This window comes from Phenylobacterium sp., from assembly GCF_030680185.1.
Classification (GTDB): Bacteria; Pseudomonadota; Alphaproteobacteria; order Caulobacterales; family Caulobacteraceae; genus Phenylobacterium.
In genome coordinates this window covers 1-23,627 of sequence record NZ_JAUXVZ010000005.1, presented here as the reverse complement: position 1 = coordinate 23,627, position 23,627 = coordinate 1, and the positions used below count along the sequence as shown (strand labels likewise).

At 68.2% G+C, this 23,627-nt stretch carries 18 protein-coding genes; 6 read left to right on the top strand and 12 right to left on the bottom strand.

Features of this window, described 5'->3' with window-relative positions:
- The first annotated feature begins 291 nt into the window (after positions 1–291).
- On the top strand, positions 292–2,586 hold the full coding sequence (locus tag Q8L83_RS00645; RefSeq protein WP_305284180.1) for a long-chain-fatty-acid--CoA ligase: 2,295 nt from the start codon (positions 292–294) through the stop codon (positions 2,584–2,586).
- A gap of 9 nt (positions 2,587–2,595) precedes the next feature.
- On the opposite strand, the gene Q8L83_RS00640 is transcribed toward Q8L83_RS00645, so the two are convergent.
- Together Q8L83_RS00640 and Q8L83_RS00630 are read right to left on the bottom strand one after the other, a co-directional pair.
- Complete coding sequence (locus Q8L83_RS00640) at positions 2,596–3,495, bottom strand: MBL fold metallo-hydrolase (RefSeq protein ID WP_305284179.1); 900 nt, start codon at positions 3,493–3,495, stop codon at positions 2,596–2,598.
- Between the two features lie 243 nt (positions 3,496–3,738).
- Positions 3,739–4,146, bottom strand: a complete 408-nt coding sequence (locus Q8L83_RS00630; RefSeq protein ID WP_305284177.1) for a TIGR01244 family sulfur transferase — start codon at positions 4,144–4,146, stop codon at positions 3,739–3,741.
- Between the two features lie 117 nt (positions 4,147–4,263).
- Between Q8L83_RS00630 and oppB the strand changes: the two genes are divergently transcribed.
- Positions 4,264–5,187: an oligopeptide ABC transporter permease OppB gene (gene oppB / locus Q8L83_RS00625; protein ID WP_305284176.1), complete on the top strand. Its 924-nt coding sequence runs from the start codon at positions 4,264–4,266 to the stop codon at positions 5,185–5,187.
- The gene (locus Q8L83_RS00620) at positions 5,184–6,092 is read left to right on the top strand and encodes an ABC transporter permease (RefSeq protein ID WP_305284175.1); all 909 of its coding nucleotides are present in this window, start codon (positions 5,184–5,186) and stop codon (positions 6,090–6,092) included. The genes oppB and Q8L83_RS00620 overlap by 4 nt, the downstream gene beginning before the upstream one ends.
- A 19-nt stretch (positions 6,093–6,111) precedes the next feature.
- Here the strand turns inward: Q8L83_RS00620 and Q8L83_RS00615 are convergent, their stop codons facing one another.
- Positions 6,112–6,657 carry a hypothetical protein gene (locus tag Q8L83_RS00615; protein WP_305284174.1) on the bottom strand — a complete coding sequence of 182 codons (546 nt, stop codon included), beginning with the start codon at positions 6,655–6,657 and terminating at the stop codon, positions 6,112–6,114.
- A gap of 94 nt (positions 6,658–6,751) precedes the next feature.
- On the opposite strand from Q8L83_RS00615, the gene Q8L83_RS00610 reads away from it, so the two are divergent.
- The gene (locus Q8L83_RS00610) at positions 6,752–8,359 is read left to right on the top strand and encodes a peptide ABC transporter substrate-binding protein (protein ID WP_305284173.1); all 1,608 of its coding nucleotides are present in this window, start codon (positions 6,752–6,754) and stop codon (positions 8,357–8,359) included.
- Between the two features lie 218 nt (positions 8,360–8,577).
- Positions 8,578–11,547, top strand: a complete 2,970-nt coding sequence (locus tag Q8L83_RS00605; RefSeq protein WP_305284172.1) for a TonB-dependent receptor domain-containing protein — start codon at positions 8,578–8,580, stop codon at positions 11,545–11,547.
- Between the two features lie 352 nt (positions 11,548–11,899).
- Here the strand turns inward: Q8L83_RS00605 and Q8L83_RS00600 are convergent, their stop codons facing one another.
- The 4 genes from Q8L83_RS00600 to mnmH form a co-directional block, all read right to left on the bottom strand.
- Positions 11,900–13,675 (bottom strand): S49 family peptidase, encoded by a 1,776-nt coding sequence (locus Q8L83_RS00600; protein ID WP_305284171.1) that lies wholly within the window; start codon positions 13,673–13,675, stop codon positions 11,900–11,902.
- A 150-nt stretch (positions 13,676–13,825) separates the two neighbouring features.
- Positions 13,826–15,385, bottom strand: a complete 1,560-nt coding sequence (locus Q8L83_RS00595; protein ID WP_305284170.1) for an AbgT family transporter — start codon at positions 15,383–15,385, stop codon at positions 13,826–13,828.
- 96 nt (positions 15,386–15,481) lie between these two features.
- Positions 15,482–16,228 (bottom strand): DUF4157 domain-containing protein, encoded by a 747-nt coding sequence (locus Q8L83_RS00590; protein ID WP_305284169.1) that lies wholly within the window; start codon positions 16,226–16,228, stop codon positions 15,482–15,484.
- Between the two features lie 187 nt (positions 16,229–16,415).
- A complete protein-coding gene (mnmH, locus tag Q8L83_RS00585) occupies positions 16,416–17,489 on the bottom strand; it encodes a tRNA 2-selenouridine(34) synthase MnmH (RefSeq protein WP_305284168.1) in 1,074 nt (357 codons plus the stop codon).
- 70 nt (positions 17,490–17,559) lie between these two features.
- On the opposite strand from mnmH, the gene selD reads away from it, so the two are divergent.
- A complete protein-coding gene (selD, locus tag Q8L83_RS00580) occupies positions 17,560–18,603 on the top strand; it encodes a selenide, water dikinase SelD (protein WP_305284167.1) in 1,044 nt (347 codons plus the stop codon).
- Here selD and Q8L83_RS00575 read toward each other — a convergent pair.
- From Q8L83_RS00575 to Q8L83_RS00555, 5 genes are all read right to left on the bottom strand, one after another.
- On the bottom strand, positions 18,600–19,019 hold the full coding sequence (locus Q8L83_RS00575) for an EVE domain-containing protein (protein ID WP_305284166.1): 420 nt from the start codon (positions 19,017–19,019) through the stop codon (positions 18,600–18,602). The genes selD and Q8L83_RS00575 overlap by 4 nt on opposite strands.
- A 56-nt stretch (positions 19,020–19,075) precedes the next feature.
- Positions 19,076–20,170, bottom strand: a complete 1,095-nt coding sequence (locus Q8L83_RS00570; protein WP_305284165.1) for a lipocalin-like domain-containing protein — start codon at positions 20,168–20,170, stop codon at positions 19,076–19,078.
- Positions 20,170–22,713: an ABC transporter permease gene (locus Q8L83_RS00565; protein WP_305284164.1), complete on the bottom strand. Its 2,544-nt coding sequence runs from the start codon at positions 22,711–22,713 to the stop codon at positions 20,170–20,172. The genes Q8L83_RS00570 and Q8L83_RS00565 overlap by 1 nt, the downstream gene beginning before the upstream one ends.
- On the bottom strand, positions 22,700–23,323 hold the full coding sequence (locus tag Q8L83_RS00560; RefSeq protein ID WP_305284163.1) for an ABC transporter ATP-binding protein: 624 nt from the start codon (positions 23,321–23,323) through the stop codon (positions 22,700–22,702). The genes Q8L83_RS00565 and Q8L83_RS00560 overlap by 14 nt, the downstream gene beginning before the upstream one ends.
- A 166-nt stretch (positions 23,324–23,489) precedes the next feature.
- Positions 23,490–23,627, bottom strand: a 138-nt coding sequence (locus Q8L83_RS00555; RefSeq protein ID WP_300579423.1) for a cold-shock protein, incomplete at its 5' end; no start/stop codon positions are given.

The following is a 23,627-nucleotide window of genomic DNA, read 5'->3' as shown; positions in this document are numbered from 1 at the left end:
AAAAAAGCCGCCGGATCGGCGGCGGCGGTGGGGTTCGTCTTACGTCTGGGTCACGTCAGCAGAACTCCGTCCGTCGCCAGGGGCGTCGGATAGCCAAAATACCAAAAGAGATAGGTGGCGGCGTTCGGAGACATGATGGGGCTGATTTAACCCAAGGCGCCACCTCTGTCACCCTCCAAAGGGCAGGTCATTCCCTTTGCGCCCCTGAGGGGCGACTGCCGTTGCCTTGGACGTCCGGCAAATCTAGCTTAGGCCCCAACCAAACACCGATAATCTATAGGGAGGCGACGCATGCTCGGCTTGATGCAGGACTGGCCGCTGACGGTCGACAAGATCCTCGACCACGCCAAGGCCTGGCACGGGGACCGCGAGATCGTCTCGCGCAGCGTCGAAGGGCCGATTGTCCGCACCACCTATGCCGAGGTCCACGAGCGGGCCAAGCGGCTGTCCAACGCGCTGCTGAACCTGGGCATGAAGCCTGGCGACCGCATCGCGACGCTGGCCTGGAACACCGCGCGGCACCTGGAGGCCTGGTACGGGATCATGGGGGTGGGCATGGTCTGCCACACCCTCAATCCGCGGCTGTTCCCTGAACAGCTCGCCTACATCATCAACCACGCCGAAGACCGGGTCATCTTCACCGACCTGACCTTCCTGCCGATCCTGGCGGCCTTGAAGGACAAGCTGCCGACGGTCGAGAAGATCATCGTCATGACCGACGAGGCGCACATGGCCGACTGCCCCATCGAGGGCGCCCTGTGCTTCGAGGCCCTGGTGGCCGAAAGCTCGCCCGACTGCGCCTGGGGCGGCTTCGACGAGAACACCGCCGCGGGCCTCTGCTACACCTCCGGGACCACGGGCAATCCCAAGGGCGTGCTCTATTCGCACCGCTCGAACTTCCTCCACACCCTGACCACCATGGGCTCGGACGTGCTGGGGGTTGGGGCTGCGGACTCCATCCTGCCGGTGGTGCCCATGTTCCACGCCAACGCCTGGGGCATCGCCTTCTCGGCGCCGGCCGTGGGGGCCAAGCTGGTCATGCCGGGGCCGAAGCTCGACGGCGCCTCGGTGCACGAGCTGCTGGAGAGCGAACAGGTCAACTTCTCGGCCGCCGTGCCCACCGTCTGGCAGATGCTGCTGCAGCATCTGCGCGACACCGACGGCAAGCTCACCAGCCTCAAGCGCGTGGTCATCGGCGGCTCGGCCGTGCCCGAGGCCATCGTGCGGGGCTTCCGCGATGAGTTCGGCGTCGATGTGACCCACGCCTGGGGCATGACCGAAACCTCGCCGCTCGGCACCCAGGCCACGCCGAACCACAAGATCGCCGCCATGGACGAGGAGGCGCAGCTCCGCTTCAAGCTCAAGCAGGGCCGCCCGCCGCTGGGCATCGAGATGAAGCTGGTGGACGATGAGGAGCAACGCCTGCCCCATGACGCCACCACCTTTGGCCGGCTGAAGGTCAAAGGGCCCTTCGTGGTCGGTGAGTATTTCAAGGCCGAGGGCGGCCGGCTGCTGGACGCCGAGGGCTTCTTCGACACCGGCGACGTGGCCACCATCGATGAGCATGGCTTCATGCAGATCACCGACCGGGCCAAGGACGTGATCAAGTCCGGCGGCGAGTGGATCAGCTCCATCGAGATCGAGAATCTGGCCGCCGGCCATCCCAAGGCCGAGCTCGCCGCCGTGATCGGCGTGGAGCATCCCAAGTGGGACGAACGCCCCTTGCTGCTGGTGAAGCTGCGCCAGGGGCAGGAGTCCACAAAGCAGGAGTTCCTCGACTTCCTGGAGGGCCGGATCGCCAAGTGGTGGATGCCCGATGACGTGGTCTTCGTGGACGACATCCCGCTGGGCGCGACGGGCAAGATCGACAAGAAGCTGATCCGCGAGCGCATGGCCGACTATCGCCTGCCGACCGCGGAGCCTGCGCCGGCCGCCCCGCTGCTGGCGTCCTCGCCCAAGCTCTACGCCCCCGAACCTGCACAGGAAGACGCGCCATCATCGGCGGCCTGGACGCCAGCGGCGGGGGTCATCTCGAGCGGGCCGAGGCCAGAGGGGCTCACCGTCATCGGGGCCGGAGAGGGGCTGTCGGCCCTTCAAGCCGATCAGGCTGAAGCGAAGGAGGCCTCGGCGGACGCCCTCGGCCCTTTTCCCGATGAGGGCCGGGCGCCGCAGCCCGTCCTCGAACCCCTGACCTTTGAGCCCACGGCCGAGACGGCGGCGTCGACGCCGCTGACGGCGGCCGACCAGCCGCTGATCATGCCCAGGGGCCAGGAGCCCCGCCGCAAGGCCTCGCCGTTGGCTGGGCTCTATATGGCGCTCGCCCTGGCCCTGGCGGTCACCCCGGCCGCCCTGTTCGCCATGGGGACCTATGGCTGGAGCTATGGCCTGGTGAACGGCGTGGCCGCCCAGCTGGCCCTGGCCTGGGTTCCTCAGGTCGCCATGGTCGGCGCGCTGGCCAGCGTTCTGGCGATCGTCGTCGCTGCGGTCGGCGGTTTCCGCCGCTATTGGGGGCCAGCCCTGCTGGCGGTGCTGATCAGCGGCGTGACCCTGGCGGTCCTGGCCGCCACCGGCGGTCTGGCCGTCTAGGTTCTCAACTCAACCGGCGGGGCGATAGAGGCTGTCGATGCCTGGCGCCCCGTCGGTGACCACCTTGCCGCGGCGGACCAGGTCGATCATGTGGCCCAGCACCGAGCGGGCGGCGGCGGGATGCAGGCGCGGATCGACGTCGGCATAGAGCACCGGCACCATCTCGACGATCTTGCCATGGCCGTCGTTCACCGCGGCCAGCACCTGGGCTTCGCGCGCCCGGCGGTGGGCGGCATAGGCCTCGATGAATGGCGTGACGTCGCGGATCGGCGGGCCGTGGGTGGGCCAGAGCACGTCGTAGCCGCGGGCCTTCACCTGCTCCAGGCTCTCCATATAGTCGGTCATGTCGCCGTCTGGCGGGGTGATCACCGTGGTCGACCAGCCCATGATGTGGTCGCCGGAGAACAGGGCGTTCTCCTCCTTCAGGCCAAAGCAGATGTGGTTGGAGGTGTGGCCCGGCGTGGCGACCGCCTCGAGGGTCCAGCCGGCGCCTTCGATCACCTGCCCGCCGCCGCACAGGCTGATGTCGGGCGAAAAGCCGAAGTCGGCGCCGGCCTCGGTGCGGATAGTTGATTCTTCAGCCTGAATCCCCACGGCGCAGCCATAGATCGGCGCGCCGGTCCTGGCCTTCAGGGGGCCGGCCAGGGGCGAATGGTCGCTGTGATGGTGGGTGACCAGGATGTGGGAGACCTGCTCTCCCGGCTCCAGGGCCGCCAGGATGGCGTCCAGATGCTCAGGCAGATCGGGGCCTGGATCGATGATGGCGACCTGGCCGCGGCCGACGATATAGGTGCCGGTGCCGGTGAAGGTGAACGGCCCCGGATTGCGGGCGATGACCCGCCGGATCAGCGGCGAGACCTGGTCACAGACGCCGTACTCGAACTTGATGTCTCGGACATAGGGGATCATCGGCGGCGAACTCCAAGAGGCGGGCTAAAGGCGGCGCCCTTGTTGCGGTGTCCTCTTCCAAGTGGCGGAAGAGGTGACGAACATGATCGCGGATACGGCCATATATGTCTCAAAACGGCTCCAGCGTGCAGCCTTCGCCCTTCTCTGTCTCATGGCGGCGCAACTCACCCTGGCCCTGGCCAGCTGCGAAGCCGAGCCGTCGGCGATGACGGCGCGGGTCAGCCTGGCCCAATGGCCTGAAGCTCAACCGACAAGACCAGACAGGTCGTAACCCGCGGCCGCGCCCAGGGTGACGAGCTGGTCGGGCTCCATCGTCCCGGCCTGCGCCTGGCCAAGGGCCCAGGTGACGATGGAGCGCGTGCCCGATCGACAATAGGCCAGCACCGGGCCATCGGCCTGATCGATCGCCTCGCGCACGGCGGCCACCTGTTCGTGGGTCGGTCCGCCCCGAACGGGGATCGCCACATAGTCCAGGCCAGCGGCGTGCGCGGCGGCCTCGATCGCGGCGCCGGGAGGCTGGGCTGGATCTTCGCCGTCCGGCCGATTGTTGATGATCAGCACGAAGCCCTGCGCCGCGGCTTCGGCCACGTCGGCCTCGGAAATCTGCGGGCTGGTGGAAAACTGGTCGGTGACCTGGCGAAACGGTGTCATGGGCTCCTGACGTAAACAGCGCTCTTCCGGCTTTGTTTGACATCATCGGGGCGCGATGGAAGTTTCGCAACGCCCGGCGCGAGCCCGCGGCGTCAGCGAAAGACCAGCCCAGCCCTCATGTTGCGTTTCATAGGCCGACGCCTTCTCATCGCGATCCCGACGCTTTTCCTGGTGGTCACGGTCGCCTTCTTCATGATGCGCGCCGCCCCAGGCAGCCCCTTCGACGGCGACCGCAAGCTCTCCCCGGAGATCGAGGCCAATGTCATGGCCAAGTACGGCATGGACCGGCCGCTCCACGAACAGTACGGCGCCTATCTGGCCGGCGTGGTGCAGGGCGATCTCGGGCCGTCCCTGAAATACAAGGACAAGACCGTCCTGCAGATCCTGCAGGAGAATTATCGCGTCAGCCTGACGCTTGGCCTGTCCTCCATCATCCTGGCCACGATCATCGGCGTCAGTCTGGGGGTGCTGGCCGCGCTGCGACAGAACCAGACGACGGACTATGTGGTGATGACCGTCGCCATTCTGGGGGTCTGCATACCCACCTTCGTCACCGCGCCCGTGCTGGTGCTGGTGATCGCGTCCAAGCTCGGCTGGCTGCCCAGCGCCGGATGGAATGGCGGGGCGTTGCCCAACCTGATTCTGCCGATCGTGGTCCTCACCCTGCCGCAGGTGGCGATCATCTCGCGCCTGACCCGGGCCGGCATGGTCGAGGTGCTGCGCTCCAACTACATCCGCACGGCGCGGGCCAAGGGCCTGCCGGAAAACCGGATCGTGCGCCGCCATGCCCTGCGGGCGGCCATCCTGCCCCTGGTCAGCTATCTGGGGCCGGCGGCGGCGGGTCTGATCACCGGTTCGCTGGTGGTGGAGAAGATCTTCAACCTGCCGGGCCTGGGCAAGTTCTTCGTCATCAGCGCGCTCCAGCGCGACTACACCGTGGTCATGGGCATGGTGATCTTCTACGCCGCCCTGATCCTGATTTTGAACCTGATCGCCGACCTGCTGCACGCGGTTCTCGATCCGCGCGTGAGACTGTCATGACCGGGACCATCCTGACGCCCGGCTCGCGCCGGGGCGCCGAAACCATGGAGAAGGCCGCCCGCGGGCGCAGCCTGTGGGATGACGCCCAGCGCCGCCTTCTGCGCAACAAGGCCGCTGTGGGGGGCATGATCGTCCTGGGTGTTCTGGTGCTGGCGGCAGTCATCGGGCCGTTCTTCACGCCGTTCGCCTATGACCAGATCAACAAGGATCACGTCTGGGCGCCGCCCCTGACCCAGGGCCATCTGCTGGGCGCCGACTCCCTGGGACGCGACCTGCTGGCCAGATTGCTGACGGGGTTGCGGGTCTCCCTGGCCATCGGTCTGGTGGCGACCTCGGTCTCCCTGATCATCGGCGTCGTCTGGGGGGCCGTCGCCGGCTATCTGGGCGGGCGGATCGACGAGATCATGATGCGCGTCGTCGACGTGCTCTATTCGCTGCCTTTCATCTTCTTCGTCATCCTGCTGATGGTCACCTTCGGCTCGAACATCATCCTGATCTTCGTGGCCATCGGCGCGGTGGAATGGCTGACCATGTCGCGGATCGTACGCGGCCAGACCCTGTCGCTGAAGCACAAGGAATTCGTTGAGGCCGCCCGCGCCGCGGGCCTGGGCGACGGCGGCATCATCGCCAGGCACATCATCCCGAACCTGCTGGGCCCGGTCGTGGTCTATGTGACCCTGACCATTCCGGCGGTGATCCTGGCCGAAAGCTTCCTGTCGTTCCTGGGGCTGGGCGTGCAGCCGCCCATGGCCTCGCTCGGCACCCTGATCGCCAACGGGGCGCAGGACATGGAGCTGGCCTGGTGGCTGCTGGTCTTCCCTTCGCTCACCATGGTGGTCACCCTGATGAGCTTCAACTTCATCGGCGATGGCCTGCGCGACGCCATCGATCCCAAGGACCGGTAGGCGGGGTCGGTCGCCCCGCCTATTCGACCCGGCGGGCGCGGACGGCGCGCTGGCCGTCCAGGTTCATGAAGAAGCTGCCCATCGACGCCCGGCGGATCTCCACCTTGGTGCCGGGGCGGGGCTGGCGGACCACGTTTTCGGTGTCGGTCTGCTGCCAGACCGCCCCGTCCTCAAGCTCGATCACCCACTTGCCGCCCGCCTGGTAGGCGCGCTTGGCGATCCCCGTCACATTGTCGATCTCTTCCGGCGCCTGGCCTCGCTCGAAGACGGCCAGGGAGGGCAGGGAAAAGCCAAAGGCCTGGCGGCGCACGCTCTGCGCCTGCTCGCGATCGACCACGACGATATCGCCCTTGGCCTCGGCCTGATCCATGACCCCGGCGGCCTGGTCGTAGCAGGCCAGTCTGGCCGAATCCTCGGCAAGGCTGCGGCAATCCAGCAGCGACTGGAGGACCGCTGCGCGGCCTGGCGGGGCCGCGGGCGTCTGGGCCAGGATCGCTGTCGGCGCGAGCGCGCACGCAGCGCTCAGCGTCAGCCCGAGTCTTGCCCCGGTCCAAAAACCTGTCATCGGTTGCCTCATGATCTTTCTGAGCCTCATTGAAGAGGTCCGCCGCGTTCGGCGCAATCTCTTCTCACGTTCGCCGGCCCTCGCGGCGCTCCTGATGACGATGTCCCTCGGCGCAATCGCCGCCTGCGCCCCACAGGCGCCAGCCCGGCCAAGCTGCCCGGCCGGAGAGGTCTGCATCCTGATGGGCAACGGCTCGGAGCCGGCGACGCTGGACCCACATAAGGCCACGGGCACCTGGGAAAGCCGCATCCTGTCGGACGCCTTCATGGGCCTGACGCAGGATGACGCCGCCGGCGGTACTGTGCCGGGCATGGCTGAGCGTTGGGAGACCAGCGAGGACGGCCTGGTCTGGACCTTCCATCTGCGCGAGGCGGTCTGGTCGGATGGTCAGCCGTTGAGCGCTGACGACTTCGTCTTTTCCCTGCAGCGCATCCTGCGGCCCGAGACGGCTTCGGAATACGCCTCGCTGCTCTATTTCATCGCCGGCGCCCAGGCGATCAATGAGGGGGATGCTGCGGCCGAAACCCTCGGCGTGCGGGCCCTCGATTCGCGCACCCTGGAGATTCGTCTGGTCCATCCCGCCCCCTACATTCTGGAGGTGGCCAAGCATCAGACCATGTCGCCGGTGCCCAAACACATGGTGGAGAAGCTGGGCGACGCCTGGGTCCAGCCCCAGAACATCGTCTCCAACGGCCCCTACATGGTCCAGACCTGGCGCCTGGGCGACTATGTGAAGCTGATCAAGAACCCGCGCTTCTTCGAGGCCGACACCGTCTGCATCGACCAGGTCTACTATTACCCGACCACCGACGCGGCCAGCGCCGAGCGCCGGGTGCGCCGGGGCGAACTCGACCTGAACTTCGATATCCAGTCCAACCGGATCGGCTTCCTGCGCGAGGAGATCCCGGACTACGTCCAGACCCACACCTGGCTGGGCGTGGCCTACCTGGCCTTCAACGCCAATGTGGAGGCGCTGCAGGACATTCGCGTTCGCCGGGCCATCAGCATGGCCATCGACCGGGAGTTCATCACCGACAAGCTGCTGCGCGGCGGCCAGACGCCGGCCTACAACTATGTGCCGCCCGGGGTGGCCAACTATGTCGCGCCGCCGCTTCCGGAGTGGGCCAGCTGGCCGCTGGAGCGACGCCAGGCCGAGGCGCGTCGGCTGCTGGCTGAAGCCGGCTACACGCCGGCTCGCCCGCTGAAGCTTGAGATCAAGCACCGCAATTCACCCGACCCGACCCTGTTCATGCCGGCTATTCAGGCTGATCTGAAAGAGGTGGGCGTCGATCTCTCCCTGGCTCAGAACGAAGTCCAGATCGCCTATGCCGCCTATCGGGCGCGGGACTTCCAGATCGCCGACGCCGGATGGGTCGCCGACTACAACGACGCCATGAGCTTTCTCTATCTGAACCAGACCTCGGCCGGCGCCCAGAACTACGGCGACTACAGCAATCCCGCCTATGACGCCTTGCTGCGGCAGGCCGACAATGAGCCGGACGCCGCGATCCGCGCCGGCTATCTGTCCGAAGCCGAGCGTATCATGCTGGCCGACGCCCCCATCGTCCCGGTCTACTTTTTGAACAGCAAGGCTCTGGTCAGTCCCAGGGTGACGGGGTGGGTCGGGAACATAATTGACCACCACCGCACGCGATATCTGTGTCTGGAGGGGGGCTCTGCCGGCAATCGGGGCATGAATTGATCGCCAAGCGCCTTGGCCATGGCTTCTATGTGTCCTCAATGTGACAGGTCTAGGTCGAAAACATTGCGGCTTGTTAATGGCCGTTGACCCCCCTTCGGTAACCTCCGTAACTCACACGTAACCGGGGTCGATCTTCGATCCGCGGGAAATCTGTTTTGTGGGGAGCGGCTCTGCGAGCGTCCGAGGGACGCGAGTTTGGCCCGCTGGAGGATCTGACCTTGAACATCAAATCCAAGCGAGAGCGCCTGTTGGCGTCCTCGATGATCTGTGGCGCGGCGTTCGCCGTGATGGCTGCTTCGCCGGCCGCCGCGCAGGTCGCCGAAGTCGAGGAACTTGTTGTCACCGGTTCGCGCATTCAGGTGCCCGGCCTTGAATCGGCCAGCCCGATCGTGACCGTCGGCGCCGCCGAAATCGGCCTGCAGCAGCAGCCCGAAGTGGAAAAGATCATCCGCTTCCTGCCGATCTCCGTCCCGTCGGACGGCGACGCGGTGAACAACGGCACCGCCGGCGTGTCCACCATCAACCTGCGGGGCCTGGGCGCTCAGCGGAACCTGGTGCTGATCGACGGCCAGCGGGTCACCCCCTACAACACCGACGGCCGCGTCGACGTGTCGGTCATCCCGACCGCCTTCCTTGAGCGCATCGACGTCATCACCGGCGGCGCCTCGGCCGTGTACGGTTCGGACGCCATCTCCGGCGCCGTGAACTTCGTGCTGAAGAAGAACTTCGAAGGCGTCGAACTGGACACCAAGTACCAGGTGACCGGCGACGGCGACGGCGAAGTCGTCACCACCTCGCTGACCTTCGGCTCCAACGTGGCCGACGGCCGCGGCAACGTCGCCATGTCGATGACCTACTCCAAGCGTGACGGCGTCCTGCTCGGCGCCCGCCCGCTCGGCAACCTCGGCATCGAGACCGCCTCCGGCGCCAACTATCAGAACTATCTCGACGGCATTCAGCCGACCCCGGCTCCGGCCGGCTGCGGCGGCCCCAACTCGGTGGCGGCCGGTGGTTCGACCACGACCGTCCCGACCCGCACCCAGATCACCGGCGTGGGCGCAGCGGCGTTCCAGTTCCGTGAAGATGGCTCGCTCGGCGCCAACTGCGGCGTGTTCAACTTCAACCCGTACAACTACTATCAGACCCCGCTGGAGCGTTACGGCGCGACCGCGATCGGCTATTACGAGCTGACCGACAATATCGAAGCCTACGGCCGGGTCCTCTACTCCTCGACCAACGTGACCCAGCAGGTCGCGCCGTCGGGCATCTTCGGCAACTCGTTCTTCGTGCCGCTGAGCAACCCCTTCCTCACCGCTCAGGCGCAGTCGACCCTGATCAACGCCGCCAACACCGCGAACGCCGCCGGCACCCTGCCGGCCGCCAGCTGGCGCGACCTGAACAGCAACGGCGTCGTCGACGCCGCTGACGACCTCAGCCTCGTGATCCGTCGCCGGACCGGCGAACTCGGCGCCCGCTCGACCACCTACGACAACAACCTGTTCCAGTTCACCCTCGGCCTGCGCGGCACGCTGATGGACACCTACAACTGGAACGTCTACCTCCAGAAGGGTCAGGTTGACCGGACCAACGTCTCGGCCGGCTACACCAACACCACGAACTTCGGCAACGCGCTGAACGCCGTGTCCACGACCCAGTGCCGCGTCGACACCGCCGCCTGCGTTCCGATCAACGTCTTCGGCGCCTACGGCACGATCACCCCGGAAATGGCGGCCTATTCCAGCGCCACCGGCATCATCACCGAATCCTACGAGCAGACCGTGTTCAACGCGTCTGTGAACGGTGAGCTGGCCATGCTGCAAAGCCCCTGGGCCAACAGCCCCGTGGCCGCGTCGCTCGGCTTCGAATACCGCGAAGAAATGGGCAACTTCACCCCGGACGAATGCTGGAAGCTCGCTCCGGTCAGCTGCCTCGGCGGCGCCGGCGGCAACCAGCTGCCGATCTCGGGTGGCTTCGACGCGCACGAACTCTTCGGCGAAATGATCGTCCCGATCGCCATGGATCAGCCTCTGGTCCACGCCCTCGGCCTCGAGCTCGGCTACCGCTACTCGGACTACAATCCGACCGGCAGCTACAGCACCTGGAAGATCGGCGCGAACTACGAGCCCATCGATGGCCTGCGCTTCCGCGTCATGCGTCAGCGCGCCGCCCGCGCCCCGAACGTCAGCGAAATCGCTTCGCCGGTGGTCACCAACCTGCGTAACGCCGACTACGACTACTGCTCGCTGGGCAACCCCAACGCCATCTCGGCGGAACTGCGCGCCCGTTGTATCGCCACCGGCATGACGGCCGCTCAGGTGGGCACGGTCCAGGACATCGTCTCGGGCCAGATCAACACCTTCGAAGGCACCGATCTCCAGAACCTGCCTGACGCGGAATTGGCCGACTCGACCACCGCCGGCATCGTCTGGGAGCCTCGCTTCCTGACCGCCCTGCGCAGCCCCGTCATCTCGATCGACTACTACGACATCGAGGTGAAGGACTACATCGACGCCTTCTCCGCTCAGGAAACCCTGGACGCCTGCTATGTCGCCGGCATCCAGCAGTTCTGCGACCGCATTGTCCGCGTGAACGGCGACATCGCCTCGCCGGGTTCGGGCGTCCAGCGCTTCACCACCAACCTGGACTACCGTCGCGCTGAAGGTATCGAAGCAGCCGTGAACTTCGGTCTCGACCTCGACACCTTCGGTCTGGACCAGCGTTGGGGCAGCCTGAACTTCTCCTGGACGGGTAACTACTACCTGACCAACGAGTTCCTCTCGAGCAGCCTGACCCCGGTTGTCGATTGCCTGGGCTACTACGGCACCCAGTGCGGCAACCCGACCCACAAGTTCCGTTTCGTGCAGCGCACGAGCTGGAACATGGGCGACCTGCAGCTGTCCTACCTGTGGCGCTACCTCGACAGCGTCGAGATCGAGCCGGTGCAGCAGCCGAACACCTTCGCGGCCTTCCGCGAGATCGACGCCTACAGCTACCTCGATCTGGCGGCGAGCTACACGTTCAACGACGTGACCAAGCTGACGGTCTCGGTGCAGAACGTGTTCGAGAAGGAACCGCCGGTGCTCGGCAACGAGGCGGCCACCACCTCGGCCAACTCGGGCAACACCCTGCCCAGCGCCTATGACACGCTCGGCCGCATCTTCGTGGTCGGTCTGAACCTGCGGTTCTAAGACCCGCTGGAGAGCAAGAGTTGGGGCGGCGGACTTCGGTCCGCCGCCCTTTCTTTTTGTCTCGAGTTTGGGCTCGAGGGCCAGGCTAGTTCGGGTCAGCGCCTCTGGCCGCCCTGACCGGTACGGCCATGGCGCCTGTGCCCGCGCGTCCCCGGCGGTTTTGTGCTGAGCGTGTGCGGCTTGGCCAGCGCTTGGCGCTTCCTCATGGCCGCTGCCTGAGGTTGCGCCGGGGGGACAGGATGAGGGCCGGAGCAGATACGACGGCGCCATCTGAAGCCCAATGCCGGCGCCAGATTGAAACCTTGTCCAGCCGTGCGAGCGCCTCGACCCGAAGCCCTCGCGCCCGTCTGCCCTAACGCACCGGCGTCGGCGCCAGGACGGCGCCCTGACCCTGACCATGCAGGCGTTCGGCGGCCAGGGTGTCCAGCACGCCCTGGGCTCGGGGGTCGCCCAACACCCAGGCTGCGGCGGCCAGGGTCTTCACCGACACCGCGCCCATGCCCAGCGCCTGTTCCAGGGCCTGGAAGGGCGTGGCTTGGGGCGTCATGCGGCGCAGGCGGATGTCGCCCTCCAGATCGGCCAACTGCTTGGCCCGGTCGATCGCCTGATAAAGTCCGCCGATCTCGTCCACCAGACCAAGGCCTTCGGCCTGGGCGCCGGTCCACACCCGGCCGCGGGCGATTTCGTCCACCCGAGCCGGAGACAGGTCGCGGCCGCGGGCCACGCGGGTGATGAACTCGGCATAGACATTGTCCATCATGGCGGAGAAGGCCTGGGCCTGGGCCGGGCTGAAGCCGGAGCCGAGGCCGTAGGCGCCGGCGAACTCGCCGCCGACGCCCAGCTCTCGCATGTCCACACCGAAGTCGGACAGGGCCGGACCCAGGGCGAGCTTGCCGCCATAGACGCCGATGGAGCCGGTCAGGGTCGTCGGCTGGGCGACGATGGCCGAGGCTTCCGAGGCGATCCAGTAGCCGCCAGACGCGCCATAGGTTCCCATGCTGACCACGACGGGCTTGCCGGCCGCCTTCACCGCGCGGACCCCGGCCAGGATCTGTTCGGAGGCGGTATCCGATCCGCCTGGCGAATTGACCCGCATCACCACGGCGCGGATCGAGTCGTCCTCGGCGGCGTCATACAGCGCCTGGGCCACATCGTCGGAATAGATCATGGCCGACGGGGCCAGGGGATTGGACAGGCTGTTGCGGCCGGTGGTGATCGGACCTTCGGCTTCGATCAGCGCCACCACTGGGCCGGAGCCCGCATGCGAACCGGCGCCGCGCGCATAGGCGCTCAGCTCGATCAGCTGGGCGTCCTCGCCGGCGGTTTCCAGCATCGCCTCCTGCGCCTCGTGGAGCTGGCCGAGCTTGTCGATCAGGCCAAGTTCGAGCGCGCGGGCGGCCGGATAGGGGCCGCCTTCCAGTCGCGCCCTGAGCACGGCCGGCTCCAGCCCCCGGTCAGCGGCGGCGAAACCCACCGTGCTGGCATAGACGGAGTTCATCCAGGAGAGTTGGGCGGTGCGATGGGCCTCGGTATAGTCGCTGTGGAGATAGCCGTTGACCGCGTTCTTGAACTCCTTGCGCTGCTCATAGTCCGGCTCGACGCCGTACTTGTCGAAGAAGCGCTTGAAGAAGACGTCCTCCACCGCAAGACCTGTGACCTGGAGGGCGGCGCCGGGCTGCATCCAGAACTCGCCGGCGGCCGCGCCGACCATATAGGTCGAGGTGATGACGCCGGCCTGATAGAGCCCCTGGCTGTGGGCGATCACCGGCTTGCCGCTGGCCTCGAAGCGCTTCAGCGCCAGGCGGATCTCGTCGGCTGCGCCCGGCTCCATGCCGGTTTCCGGCAGGCGCACGATCAGGCCCTTGACCCTTCGGTCGTCTTCGGCGCGCTTGAGGGTCTCGATCACCGACATCACCGAGTTCGACCGGCGGCCAAAGCCCGACAGGGGGTTCTGCACGTCCTGGTCGGTCATGGCGGTGCGCAGGTCGAGCTGCAGCACGACGTCGCTGGGCAGGGGGGCGGGACGCGTGGCGCCTGCCGCGATCACGATAAGCAGGAAGGGCACGCCCACCAGAAACAGGATCAGTCCGGCGAACACGCCGGCCATGGTGGTCAGGAACTGCTTCATCGATCGTCCAGGCGGGAGGGGCGCGGCTTGCGCCTATCCTATATCGGCGCCCGCTGCATGGAAATGAAGGGCGCGGGGCTCAGCCGGTCTGGGTCAGAAAGACCCGCGCCGGCCGATGGCGTCTGAACCCTCGGCCGGCGGCGGGCGGACTCAGGGCTGGGTCGAAGCCGCGGTCGGCAGCTGGTAGTCGACGGTGGCCCCCGGACCCAGGGGCAGGTCGAGCGCCGCCCAGCCCAGCACCATGATCAGGCCAGCGGCGAGGAAGGCGGCGGAATAGGGGACCATCACCGCCATCAGCGACCCGACGCCGAAGTCCTTCTGGTAGCGCTGTGCGAAGCCCAGGATCAGCGGGAAATAGACCATCAGCGGCGTGACGATATTGGTGGTCGAATCGCCCATGCGGTAGGCCGCCGTGCTCATCTCCGGGCTGACCCCCAGCAGCATCAGCATGGGCACAAGGATCGGCGCGAGCGCCGCCCACTTGGCCGAGGCCGACCCGACCATCAGATTGATGCCGGCCGCCAGCAGCACCATGCCCGACAGCAGCAGCGGGGTCGGCAGGCCCGAGGCGCGCAGCCCCTCGGCCCCATGGATGGCGGTGATCGCGCCCAGGTTCGACCAGTTGAACAGGGTCACGAAGTGGGCCGCTACAAAGGCCAGCACGATGTAGGGACCCATGTCGGCCATGGACTGGCCCGTCAGCCGCACCACGTCGCCCTGGCTCTTCACCGTGCCGGCGGCCGCCCCATAGGCCACCCCACAGACCAGGAACAACAGGAAGAAGCCGGCGACCAGAGAGTTGTAGAAGGGCGTCATTCGCTCCCCGGGCCCGGCGTCGGCGTTGATGAACGGGGCGGCGGGGCCGAGCGTCATCGCGGCCCAGAGGCCAATGATCGCCAGGGCGCCTAGAGCCGCCCAGAGCAGCCCCTTGCGCTCGCGGCGCGAGACGGCTTCGGCCTCCTCGGCGTCCTCCTCTGTGACCTCTGCGGCTGGGTTGGCCGGCGCCCAGGGTCCCAGGCGCGGCTCGACGATCTTGTCGGTCACCCACCAGCCGAGGGGGGTGAAGACGAAGGTCATGGCCAGGATGAACCACCAGTTGCCGGCGATATTGGCCGTCCAGCTCGGGTCCAGCAGGTGGGCGGCCGGCTCGGTGATGCCCAGCAGCAGGGCGTCGAGGTGGCCAGGGAAGATGTTGGCCGAGAAGCCGCCGGACACGCCGGCGAAGCTCGCGGCGATCCCGGCGACCGGATGGCGGCCGGCCGCGGCGAACACGATGGCGGCCAGGGGCACCAGCACCACATAGGCCGCATCGGCCGCGTGGTTGGAGACGATGGCCACGAAGATGATGATCGGGGTCAGCAGCGCCTTGGGCGCCTTGGAGACGCTGGCCCGCATGGCGGCCGAGAAGAACCCCGTGCGTTCGGCCACGCCAGCCCCCAGCATGACCACGAGCACGGTCCCCAGGGGCGCAAAGCCGGTCAGGGTGCGCGGCATGTCCACAAACAGCCGGCGCAGGTTTTCCGAGGTCGCCAGGCTGATCGCGCTCAGCGTCTCGCCGGTGGCCGGATTGACCGCCGAGGCGCCCATGGCCGCTGCGATCATGCTGGCCACGAACAGGGCCGCGATCATCCAGACGAAGATGACGACCGGGTCGGGCAGGCGGTTGCCGACCTTTTCGATCGCGCCCAGAAATCCGGAACTCATGGCCATGCGGCTTACCCCCTTGAGACTGGGGGCCTAGCTTGGCGATGCGGCGCGTCCTGGCAAGCCTTGCTTGGCCAATCGCTCACAGAACAGCGCTCGGCCTCAGGGGTTGGCAGGAGCGCTCAAGGCCGGCGCGGTTTCCGCGTCAGGGTCGATGTTCTCCATATTCTCCGCCGAGGGTGACCCTTCCTCCGCCTCCTGACCTTGCGGGGGTTCCAGGGGGTCGGATTCAGAGCGATCGAGCATGTCTTCGACCGTTTCCATCACCGCCTTGACCGGCGAGGGTCTGGCCGCCCGCTGCGCGCGAATATCGGCGGTGATGGCGAAGGCGCGGCTGCTGGCCTGGGCTTCGAGAAGGCGCCAGTCGGTGACATAGCGCAGGGCGAATCCGTCCAGCCCCATGCGTCTATACTGTTCCATGTGAGCGAGTTCATGAGCCCACAGCCAGACGTTCTGCGCCACCTTGGCGTCGGAGAACACGATGACATCGTGCAGGGTGATCGCGCCTTCGTCATAATACCAACGGGCCAGGAGCGAGCCGAGGCCGAGGTCCTGGCCGGCCAGGGTCCACTGGGCCTTCTCCAGAAGCTCGTCGTCGAAATAGGGCGCCAGGGCGGCGCGAATATCTTCAGGCATGGCTTCAGGCGTTTGCCTCAGCGCCTCGGTGCGGGAAAAGCGGATCGCCTGGGCCAGGGCCGGGGCGGCGACGGCCGGGGACCGGCGCAGCACCTCCTCGGAGGCGCGCCGGGTCCGATCGGCTGCATGCCGGGCCGATTCCTCCAGGGTGGCGCGCCATTCCGAGGGCGGGCGAAGCTGCGCCTCGCTGGGCTGGCCCGAACACCCCGCCATCAACAAGCTGGCCATGCCGAGGAGAAGGAACGGGAGCCGAGGGCGCGGGCTGGGCCGGGGGCCGCCGCGGGACAGACTCTGCAAACCTACTCTCCTCCGTGTCGGCCCCGTGCGCCGCACTCCCAGCCTGGCTATAATCGACGGCCCTGCGGGAGGTTCCTCTCCCTATACGGCGGCAAGGCGGCCCTTAGACGCGGCCAAAGGCCCCGACCGTCAGATCCTTGATTCGACGGGCCGCCTGCGCGCGGCTGTCTGGGTCCAGCGGATTGAGGGGGAGGCGTGCGGCGACGGGCGCGTCCGCCTTGCGCGCCGCCCGATCATAGGCGGGATCATAGTGCAGCCCGATCAGGGCCTGGGCCAGGGCGGCGAACTCACCCGCCGCAATCAGGCCGCGCCAGGTCTCCAGGCGTTCGCGGCTGGGGGGAATGGGCAGCCGGGCGAAGGCCGCCTCCAGGGCCTGGGGATCGGCGGCGATGTCGCCATAGGTCCTGGCCAGATAGGCGGCGCGGTGTTCCTGGCTGGCCTCAAGGACAATCCGTGGCGCAGCCTGCATGGCCCGCCACAGCATGGGCGGGGTCATCCGGTCGCCGATCTTGCTCGCTTCGGCCTCGACGACGATGGGGCGGGCGAGGTCCAGGCCGTGCAGGGCGCCGAGCAGGCGCGACTCGAACATCTTCTGGCTGGGTTGAGGACGTCCGGCGAGGGCCCCGAACAGGGACCCCCGATGTTCGGCCAGCCCCTCCAGGTCGAGAACCTGGACGCCGAGCTCCGGCAAGGTGTTGAGGATTTCGGTCTTGGCCGAGCCGGTGTGCCCGTCGAGCAGCATCAGCTTCAGCGGCTGTTCCTCGTCATAGAGCCTGGCGGTGACGTAACGACGATAGGTGCGATAGCCCCCCTGGAGCAGGGTCACCGGCCAGCCGACCTGCGCCAGGATGGTGGCCATGGCGTCCGACCGCTGGCCGCCGCGCCAGCAATAGATCAGCGGCCGAAAGCTCGACGGCCGGTCGGCCAGGGCGGTCTCCAGGTGCCGGGCGATGTTGCGCGCCACATGGGCCGCGCCGATCCGCCGGGCGAGGAAGCGGGACTCCTGCACATAGATCGTACCCACCTCGGCCCGCTGGGCGTCGTCCAGGACGGGCAGGTTCTCTGCGCCTGGCACGTGATCGAGGGCGAATTCCGAGGGGCTCCGCACATCGATGATGGCGTCATAGACCGACAGGTCCGCAGCGCTCACCGCCTGGGTCGTCTGATATCCGGCCATGGTCTGCGTCCCTCCGTGCGCCGGGAGTGCTATACACCGGCCCGCAGGACCCTAAGACAAGGAACGCCCCATGACCCAGCAGGTACGGCTGACCGATCTCGCCCACGGCGGCGGCTGCGGCTGCAAGCTCGCGCCAGCCGTGCTGCGCGACATCCTGGCGGGCGTGCCCCAGGCGGCTCTGTTCCCCAACCTGATGGTGGGGACCGAGACCTCCGACGATGCGGCCGTCTGGCGGCTCAACGACCAGCAGGCCCTGGTGGCCACGACCGACTTCTTCATGCCGGTGGTGGATGACCCGTTCGACTTCGGCCGGATTGCGGCGACCAACGCCATCTCCGATGTCTACGCCATGGGGGCGACGCCGATCTTCGCCCTGGCCATTGTCGGCATGCCCATCGGCAAGCTGTCGACCGACCAGATCTCGGCCATCCTGGCCGGTGGGGCCGCGGTCTGCGCCGAGGCCGGCATTCCGGTGGCCGGCGGCCACTCCATCGACAGCGTCGAGCCGATCTATGGCCTGGTCGCCATGGGCCTGGTCCATCCCGACAAGGTGCTGACGAACCGCACGGCCCGGCCCGGCGACGTGCTGCTGCTGACCAAGGGCCTGGGTGTCGGCGTGCTGAGCGCGGGCTTCAAGCAGGAGCGCTTGGCGCCTGAGGGCTATGCGGCGCTGATCGCCTCGACCACCCAGCTCAACCGCATCGGCGCCGAGCTGGCAGGCTTTGCAGGCGTCCATGCCGCCACCGACGTCACGGGCTTTGGCCTGCTGGGCCATGCCCTGGAAATGTGCCGCGGCGCGGGCGTATCGGCGGAAATCCAGGCCGGTGCGCCGATCCTGCTGGACGGGGTGGAAGCGCTCGCCAGGTCCGGCGTGCGGACGGGCGCCTCGGGGCGCAACTGGGCGAGTTATGGCGAGGCGGTGGTCCTGCCCGAAGGCTTCGACGACTGGCGCCGCGACATCCTGTGTGACCCGCAGACCAGCGGCGGACTGCTGATCGCCCTGTCGCCAGAGGCGGTTCCCCAGGTCATGGCGCGGCTCGTCGAGCTGGGGGCGACCGCTGCCGCCGTGGTCGGGCGGATCGTCGAAGGGCCGCCGGAGATTCGGGTCGTCTAGGCTTTCAGGCCGACCGTCTTGCAGATGTGCTTCCATTCCGCACCGGTGACCGGCTGGACCGACAGGCGGAACGAGGTCACCAGGGACATCCCCTCGAGCTTCGGATCGGCCTTGGCCTGGGCCAGGGTGAAGGGCTGGGGCAGGGGCTCGACCGCCTTCACATCGACGCAGACGAAGACGCCCTTCGCGTCGGTGGGATCGGGATAGGCCTCCTTGATCACCTCGCAGATTCCGACGATCTCCTTGCCGGCCTGGGAGTGATAGAAGAAGGCGAGGTCGCCCAGCTTCATGTCCGCCAGATTGCGCTTGGCGGTGTGGTTGCGCACCCCGGTCCAGGGCTCGCCCTTGGCCCCGCAGGCGACCAGATCGTCCCAGGAAAACGCATCCGGCTCGGACTTCAGCAGCCAGTGGGCCATGGTCGTCTTCCCTGTGTCATCCCTTGGCTGAACTATAGCGAAGGCCGTTCCCGAGACTAGAGCGCCAGCGGCGCCTCATAGCCGGTGAGCTCCAGATAGCCCCGCGCCCCGTCGCCGCTGACGGCGCCTTCCCAATAGACCGGGCCGATGGGGCGGCTGTCGAGCTCCTGGTCTTCGAACAGGGGCACAAGACGCCAGGTGCGACGGCCGCGGGACGTCCGGACTTCGATGTCGCGAGCGATGGGATAGCGGGCGCCGGTGCGGGGCGAGCGCCACCAGCTGCGGGTGACGAACCGGACGTCATCCGGTTTGAAAATCGACACCTCGCCCGCGCCCGTGCGCAGGGATCCTCCGGCCCAGACCGCGCGCCCGTCGGCGTCGCGGACCTGGAAGGCGGTCAGCGCCCCGCCGTCCTCAAGGTTCAGGCCCACCCAGTCCCAGCCCACCGCCCGGGCGTCGAGCAGGGTGGAGGACCATTCGTGATCCAGCCAGGCCTCGCCGGAGACGGCCACGCGCCGGCGTTCGCGGGTCAGGGCGCCAGCCACCTTCAGGTGCGGCCAGCTGTAATAATAGCTCGACTGCTCGGGCTCGGGTCCCTTCCGGCTGAACCCCGCATCCCCCTGCAGCAGCACAGGCTGGCTGGGGGTGAGTTGCAGATCCAGGGTGAAGCGCTCATCGCCGGCTCTCGCATGGAGCACGTCGGCGGCGTTCCGGCTCATGCGCCAGTCGTCCAGCACGAGATCCAGGTCGCCGGTCTTCGCCTCGGCGAGGCCAAAGCCGGCGCGGGCGATCTTCTGGGCGTGGATCAGTTGGCCGACCGTGGGATCGGACAGGGCGGCGTGGGCGAAGATGACCTGCCGCGGCGCAAACGCGCTGGGATTGGCCTGATCGATGGCCGGGCGGGTGCGGAAGAAGGTGATCTGGAAGCCCAAGGTCTGGGCTCCGGCGCGCAGCCAGCCGGTGACGTACCACCACTCGGTGCGGAAGTCGGGATGCGCCCCATGGTCGGCGGGAAACCGCAGGCGGCTTCCAGGACGTACCGGCGCAAAGCGCGGCGGACCGGCGGGCGGCGCCTGACCCAGCGCCAGGGTCGAGGCCGGCAGTATGAGTCCCGCGCCGATCAGGCCCGCCAGGGCGCGACGTCCGATCATCACCAGTCCTCCCGCACGGCGCGCACGGCTGAGTCCGACAGGGCCCCGCGGCCGGCCAGGACCGCGGTGCCGGCCGAGGTCAGGGCCAGGGCCGCGCCAAGGCCCGCCAGCAGCGACCAGGGCAGCCGAGTCTCCATGGTCCAGTTGAAGGACTGTGGATTGACCACATGGATCAGGATCTGGCTCATCCCGACGCCGAGCGCGAGGCCTGCCGCAGCGCCGATCAGCCCCAGCAGGGCGCCTTCGGCCGCCAGCATCCCAACGATCTGCCCCCGACGCACCCCCAGATGGCGCAGCACCCCGAACTCCTTGCGCCGCGCCAGGGTCTGGGCCGAGAAGGTGGCCGCCACCCCGGTCAGTCCCACCAGGATGGCGATGGCCTCGAGCGCGTAGGTGATGGCGAAGCTGCGGTCGAAGATGCGCAGGGCCACGGCGCGCAGCTCCCGGGGTTCGGCGAAACTGGCCTGGGAGGCCAGATCGGCAGGCAGGCGCTCGCGCAGGGCGGCGATGGCCTGTTGCGGGTTGGCGTCAGCCGCCAGGACGATGGCCGCCTCGCGGCGGTTCACCTCGCCGGTCAGGCGGGTATAGGCGGCCTGGTCCACGATCAGGGCGCCGAACTGATTGGAATAATCTCGCCAGACCCCGATCACCTGCACCTCGGCGCCATCCCTCAGGGGCAGGACCAGCCGGTCTCCGGACGCCAGCTTGTAGAGCTGGGCCATGGGTTCCGAAATCCAGGTCGGCGTCGCGCCGGCTGGCGGCGTCGCCGTTCGGCCCACCAGGGGCAGGTCGTGGGCGGGGTCGGCGCCTGGGCTCCCGCGGGCGATCAACTGAACGGCGGGCCGTTCAGGGTCGAGACGCAGGCTGAAGCTGTCGCGGAACTCGATGCTGGCGACCTCCGGGGCGGTGGCCAGGCGGGCCTGGAGATCCGGGTCCAGGGCTGCGCCTTCGGCCATGCGCATATAGATGTCCGCCGGCAGGATCTGGGTCAGCCACTCGTCCACCGAGCCGCGGAAGCTGGTGACCATGACGGCCATGGCGACCATCAGGCTGGTGCTGGCGACGATGCCGCTGAGGGCCACAGCCGCCTGCCGCGGCGCTCCCCACAGCCGCGCGATGGCCAGGGCCAGGGGCGCTGGCGGGCTTTTAAGATGCCGGAGGGGCTGCAGGGCTGTGCGGGCGAGCCAGGGCATGGCGCCGGCGCCGCCGGCCAGCATCAGGGCGATGGCGACATAGCCGAACAGGGGCAGGCCGCCCACCGGCGGCGCCAGGGCCGCGGCCATGCCCACCACCAGCAGGGCGAGGCTGATCCAGGGGCGACGCAGCCGGCCAGGGTCTGGCGCGTCGCCGGAGCCGGCCTTCAAGGCCACAGCGGCGGGCGTGCGTTCGGCCTCCAGGGCGGGCCACAGGCTGCCGGCCAGGGCGATGGCCAAGCCCAGGGTGAAGATCACCACCGTGGCGACGGGCGCGACCGAGAGCTGAGGCCGCTCGCCGGCGAAATAGCCGCCGCCGAGGTCGCCGCCCAGCAGCCGCAGGGCGAGCTCGGCCAGACCGTAGCCGAAGGCGACGCCGAGGGCCGACCCGATCAGGCCCAGGATCAGGCCCTCGATCAGGACCTGGCCCAGCATGCCGCGGGCCGGCAGGCCGAGCACCCGCAGCAGGGCGAATTGCGGCCGCCGTCGGGCCACCGACAGGGACTGGGCCGAATAGACCAGGAAGCCGCCGGTCAGCAGGGCCACCAGGGCCAGCATCTGCAGATTGACCCGATAGGCCCGTGAAAGGCTTTCGGTGCGGCGCATCTCGCTCTGGGCGGTGACCAGGTCGGCGCCGTCGGGCAGGCCGGCGCGCAGGGCGGCCTCCACCTGGCTGCGGTCGGCGCCGGGGACGAGGCGGACATCGATGCGCTGCAGACGCCCGAGCTGGCCGAACCGCCACTGGGCCGCGGCGATGTCGATCACCGCCAGGGGACGATTGTCTCCGAGGGCTTCCAGGGTGCCGACGATCCGGAACTCGGCCGTGCGGCCCGCGGCGGTCAGCGGGATCTGGTCGCCGACCGCAAGCCCCGTCGCCGCCAGGGCGGCAGGTGACAGATGCACGGTGTCGAGGTCGAACAGGGCGTCCGAGCCCGTGGTCGGCGAGGCGCCAGACCCCTGACCCAGCAGGCTGGGGGTGACGGCGTAGGCGCGCAAGGGATCAAGACCCAGCAGGGTCAGGCTTCCGCCTGGGCTGGTCGCGGCCAGTTCCACCACCGGGCTCGCGGTGGCGACCCCGGGCGTGCGCGCCACCTGCGGATAGAGGGCCTCGTCAAACCCCGAGGGGCTGGCGGCCTCGATCTGGACATCGGCGGCGCCGCTGACGCTGCTGACCGCCTGGGCGAAGGAGTCCAGCGCCGAGCGATTGACCAGATGGACGGCGAGGCCCAGCCCGACGCCGACGGCGATGGCCAGCACGGCCACCAGGACGCGTCCCGGCCGGGCGCGCCATTCGCCCCCCACCATCCAGCGCAGCAGGAGGGGGCTTAAGGCCAGGCTAAGGCGCGGCATGGGGCGCCAGACCGGCCGGCGTCAGCACCAGGATTCGATCAGCCGCGGCAGCCGCCCGCTCGGAGTGGGTGACGATCAGCGCCGCTGCCCCGCTCGCCCGGGCCTGGTCGCAGAACAGGGAAAGGACGCTGTCGGCGGTCTGCGGATCGAGATTGCCGGTCGGCTCATCAGCGAGCAGCAGGGCGGGCCGGTGAACCAGGGCGCGGGCCAGCGCGATCCGTTGCAGTTCGCCGCCTGAGACCTGGGCGGGAAAATCTTCCCCGCGGCCGGCCAGACCCACCTGGTCGAGCATCGCCCTGGCCCGGCTGAGCGCCTCGCCCTGGGGTTTGCGGGCCAGCACCAGGGGCAGGGCGACATTCTGCGCCAGGGTCAGGTGAGGAAGGATGTGGAAGGCCTGAAAAACGAAGCCGATGCGGTCGCGGCGCAGGGCCGTGCGGGCGTCGTCGTCGAGGCGGGCGAGGTCGGCGCCATCGATCTCGATCTGCCCGACATCGGTCATGTCGAGGCCGGCGATCAGATTGAGCAGGCTGGACTTGCCCACGCCGGATTCGCCCATGATCGCCACGATCTCGCCGGCCCGCAGGCGCAGGTCCAGGTTCTGGAACAGCACGCGACCGCCAGGCACGCGCTTGGCGAGGCCGGTGATGCTTAGGGGCGGGGAGGGGCTTGGGGCGGCGCCGATGGGCATGGCGCCAGACTAGAGGGCGCGGGCTTTGCCGTCGCGCCTGAATATAGCAAGGTCGGAGCCCCGGCCGTCAGGCCGGGGCTCGTTTCCTTTAGGCCTTCTGGAGCTGGCCGGCGGACATCTTGCCCGACTTACGGTCCTTTTCGAGCTCGAAGGAGAGCTTGTCGCCTTCGTTCACCGAGCTCATGCCCGCTTGTTCAACGGCGCTGATGTGAAGAAACACGTCGGC

Excerpts from the sequence above, each read along its gene's own strand:
- Q8L83_RS00595 (WP_305284170.1), bottom strand. The coding sequence starts at position 15,385 with ATGGCCATGAGTTCCGGATTTCTGGGCGCGATCGAAAAGGTCGGCAAC.
- Q8L83_RS00590 (WP_305284169.1), bottom strand. The coding sequence starts at position 16,228 with ATGGCGGGGTGTTCGGGCCAGCCCAGCGAGGCGCAGCTTCGCCCGCCC.
- Q8L83_RS00615 (WP_305284174.1), bottom strand. The coding sequence starts at position 6,657 with ATGACAGGTTTTTGGACCGGGGCAAGACTCGGGCTGACGCTGAGCGCT.
- Q8L83_RS00620 (WP_305284175.1), top strand. The coding sequence starts at position 5,184 with ATGACCGGGACCATCCTGACGCCCGGCTCGCGCCGGGGCGCCGAAACC.
- selD (WP_305284167.1), top strand. The coding sequence starts at position 17,560 with ATGACCCAGCAGGTACGGCTGACCGATCTCGCCCACGGCGGCGGCTGC.
- Q8L83_RS00640 (WP_305284179.1), bottom strand. The coding sequence starts at position 3,495 with ATGATCCCCTATGTCCGAGACATCAAGTTCGAGTACGGCGTCTGTGAC.
- Q8L83_RS00575 (WP_305284166.1), bottom strand. The coding sequence starts at position 19,019 with ATGGCCCACTGGCTGCTGAAGTCCGAGCCGGATGCGTTTTCCTGGGAC.
- Q8L83_RS00630 (WP_305284177.1), bottom strand. The coding sequence starts at position 4,146 with ATGACACCGTTTCGCCAGGTCACCGACCAGTTTTCCACCAGCCCGCAG.
- Q8L83_RS00565 (WP_305284164.1), bottom strand. The coding sequence starts at position 22,713 with ATGCCGCGCCTTAGCCTGGCCTTAAGCCCCCTCCTGCTGCGCTGGATG.
- Q8L83_RS00600 (WP_305284171.1), bottom strand. The coding sequence starts at position 13,675 with ATGAAGCAGTTCCTGACCACCATGGCCGGCGTGTTCGCCGGACTGATC.
- Q8L83_RS00645 (WP_305284180.1), top strand. The coding sequence starts at position 292 with ATGCTCGGCTTGATGCAGGACTGGCCGCTGACGGTCGACAAGATCCTC.
- Q8L83_RS00570 (WP_305284165.1), bottom strand. The coding sequence starts at position 20,170 with ATGATCGGACGTCGCGCCCTGGCGGGCCTGATCGGCGCGGGACTCATA.
- oppB (WP_305284176.1), top strand. The coding sequence starts at position 4,264 with ATGTTGCGTTTCATAGGCCGACGCCTTCTCATCGCGATCCCGACGCTT.
- mnmH (WP_305284168.1), bottom strand. The coding sequence starts at position 17,489 with ATGGCCGGATATCAGACGACCCAGGCGGTGAGCGCTGCGGACCTGTCG.
- Q8L83_RS00610 (WP_305284173.1), top strand. The coding sequence starts at position 6,752 with ATGACGATGTCCCTCGGCGCAATCGCCGCCTGCGCCCCACAGGCGCCA.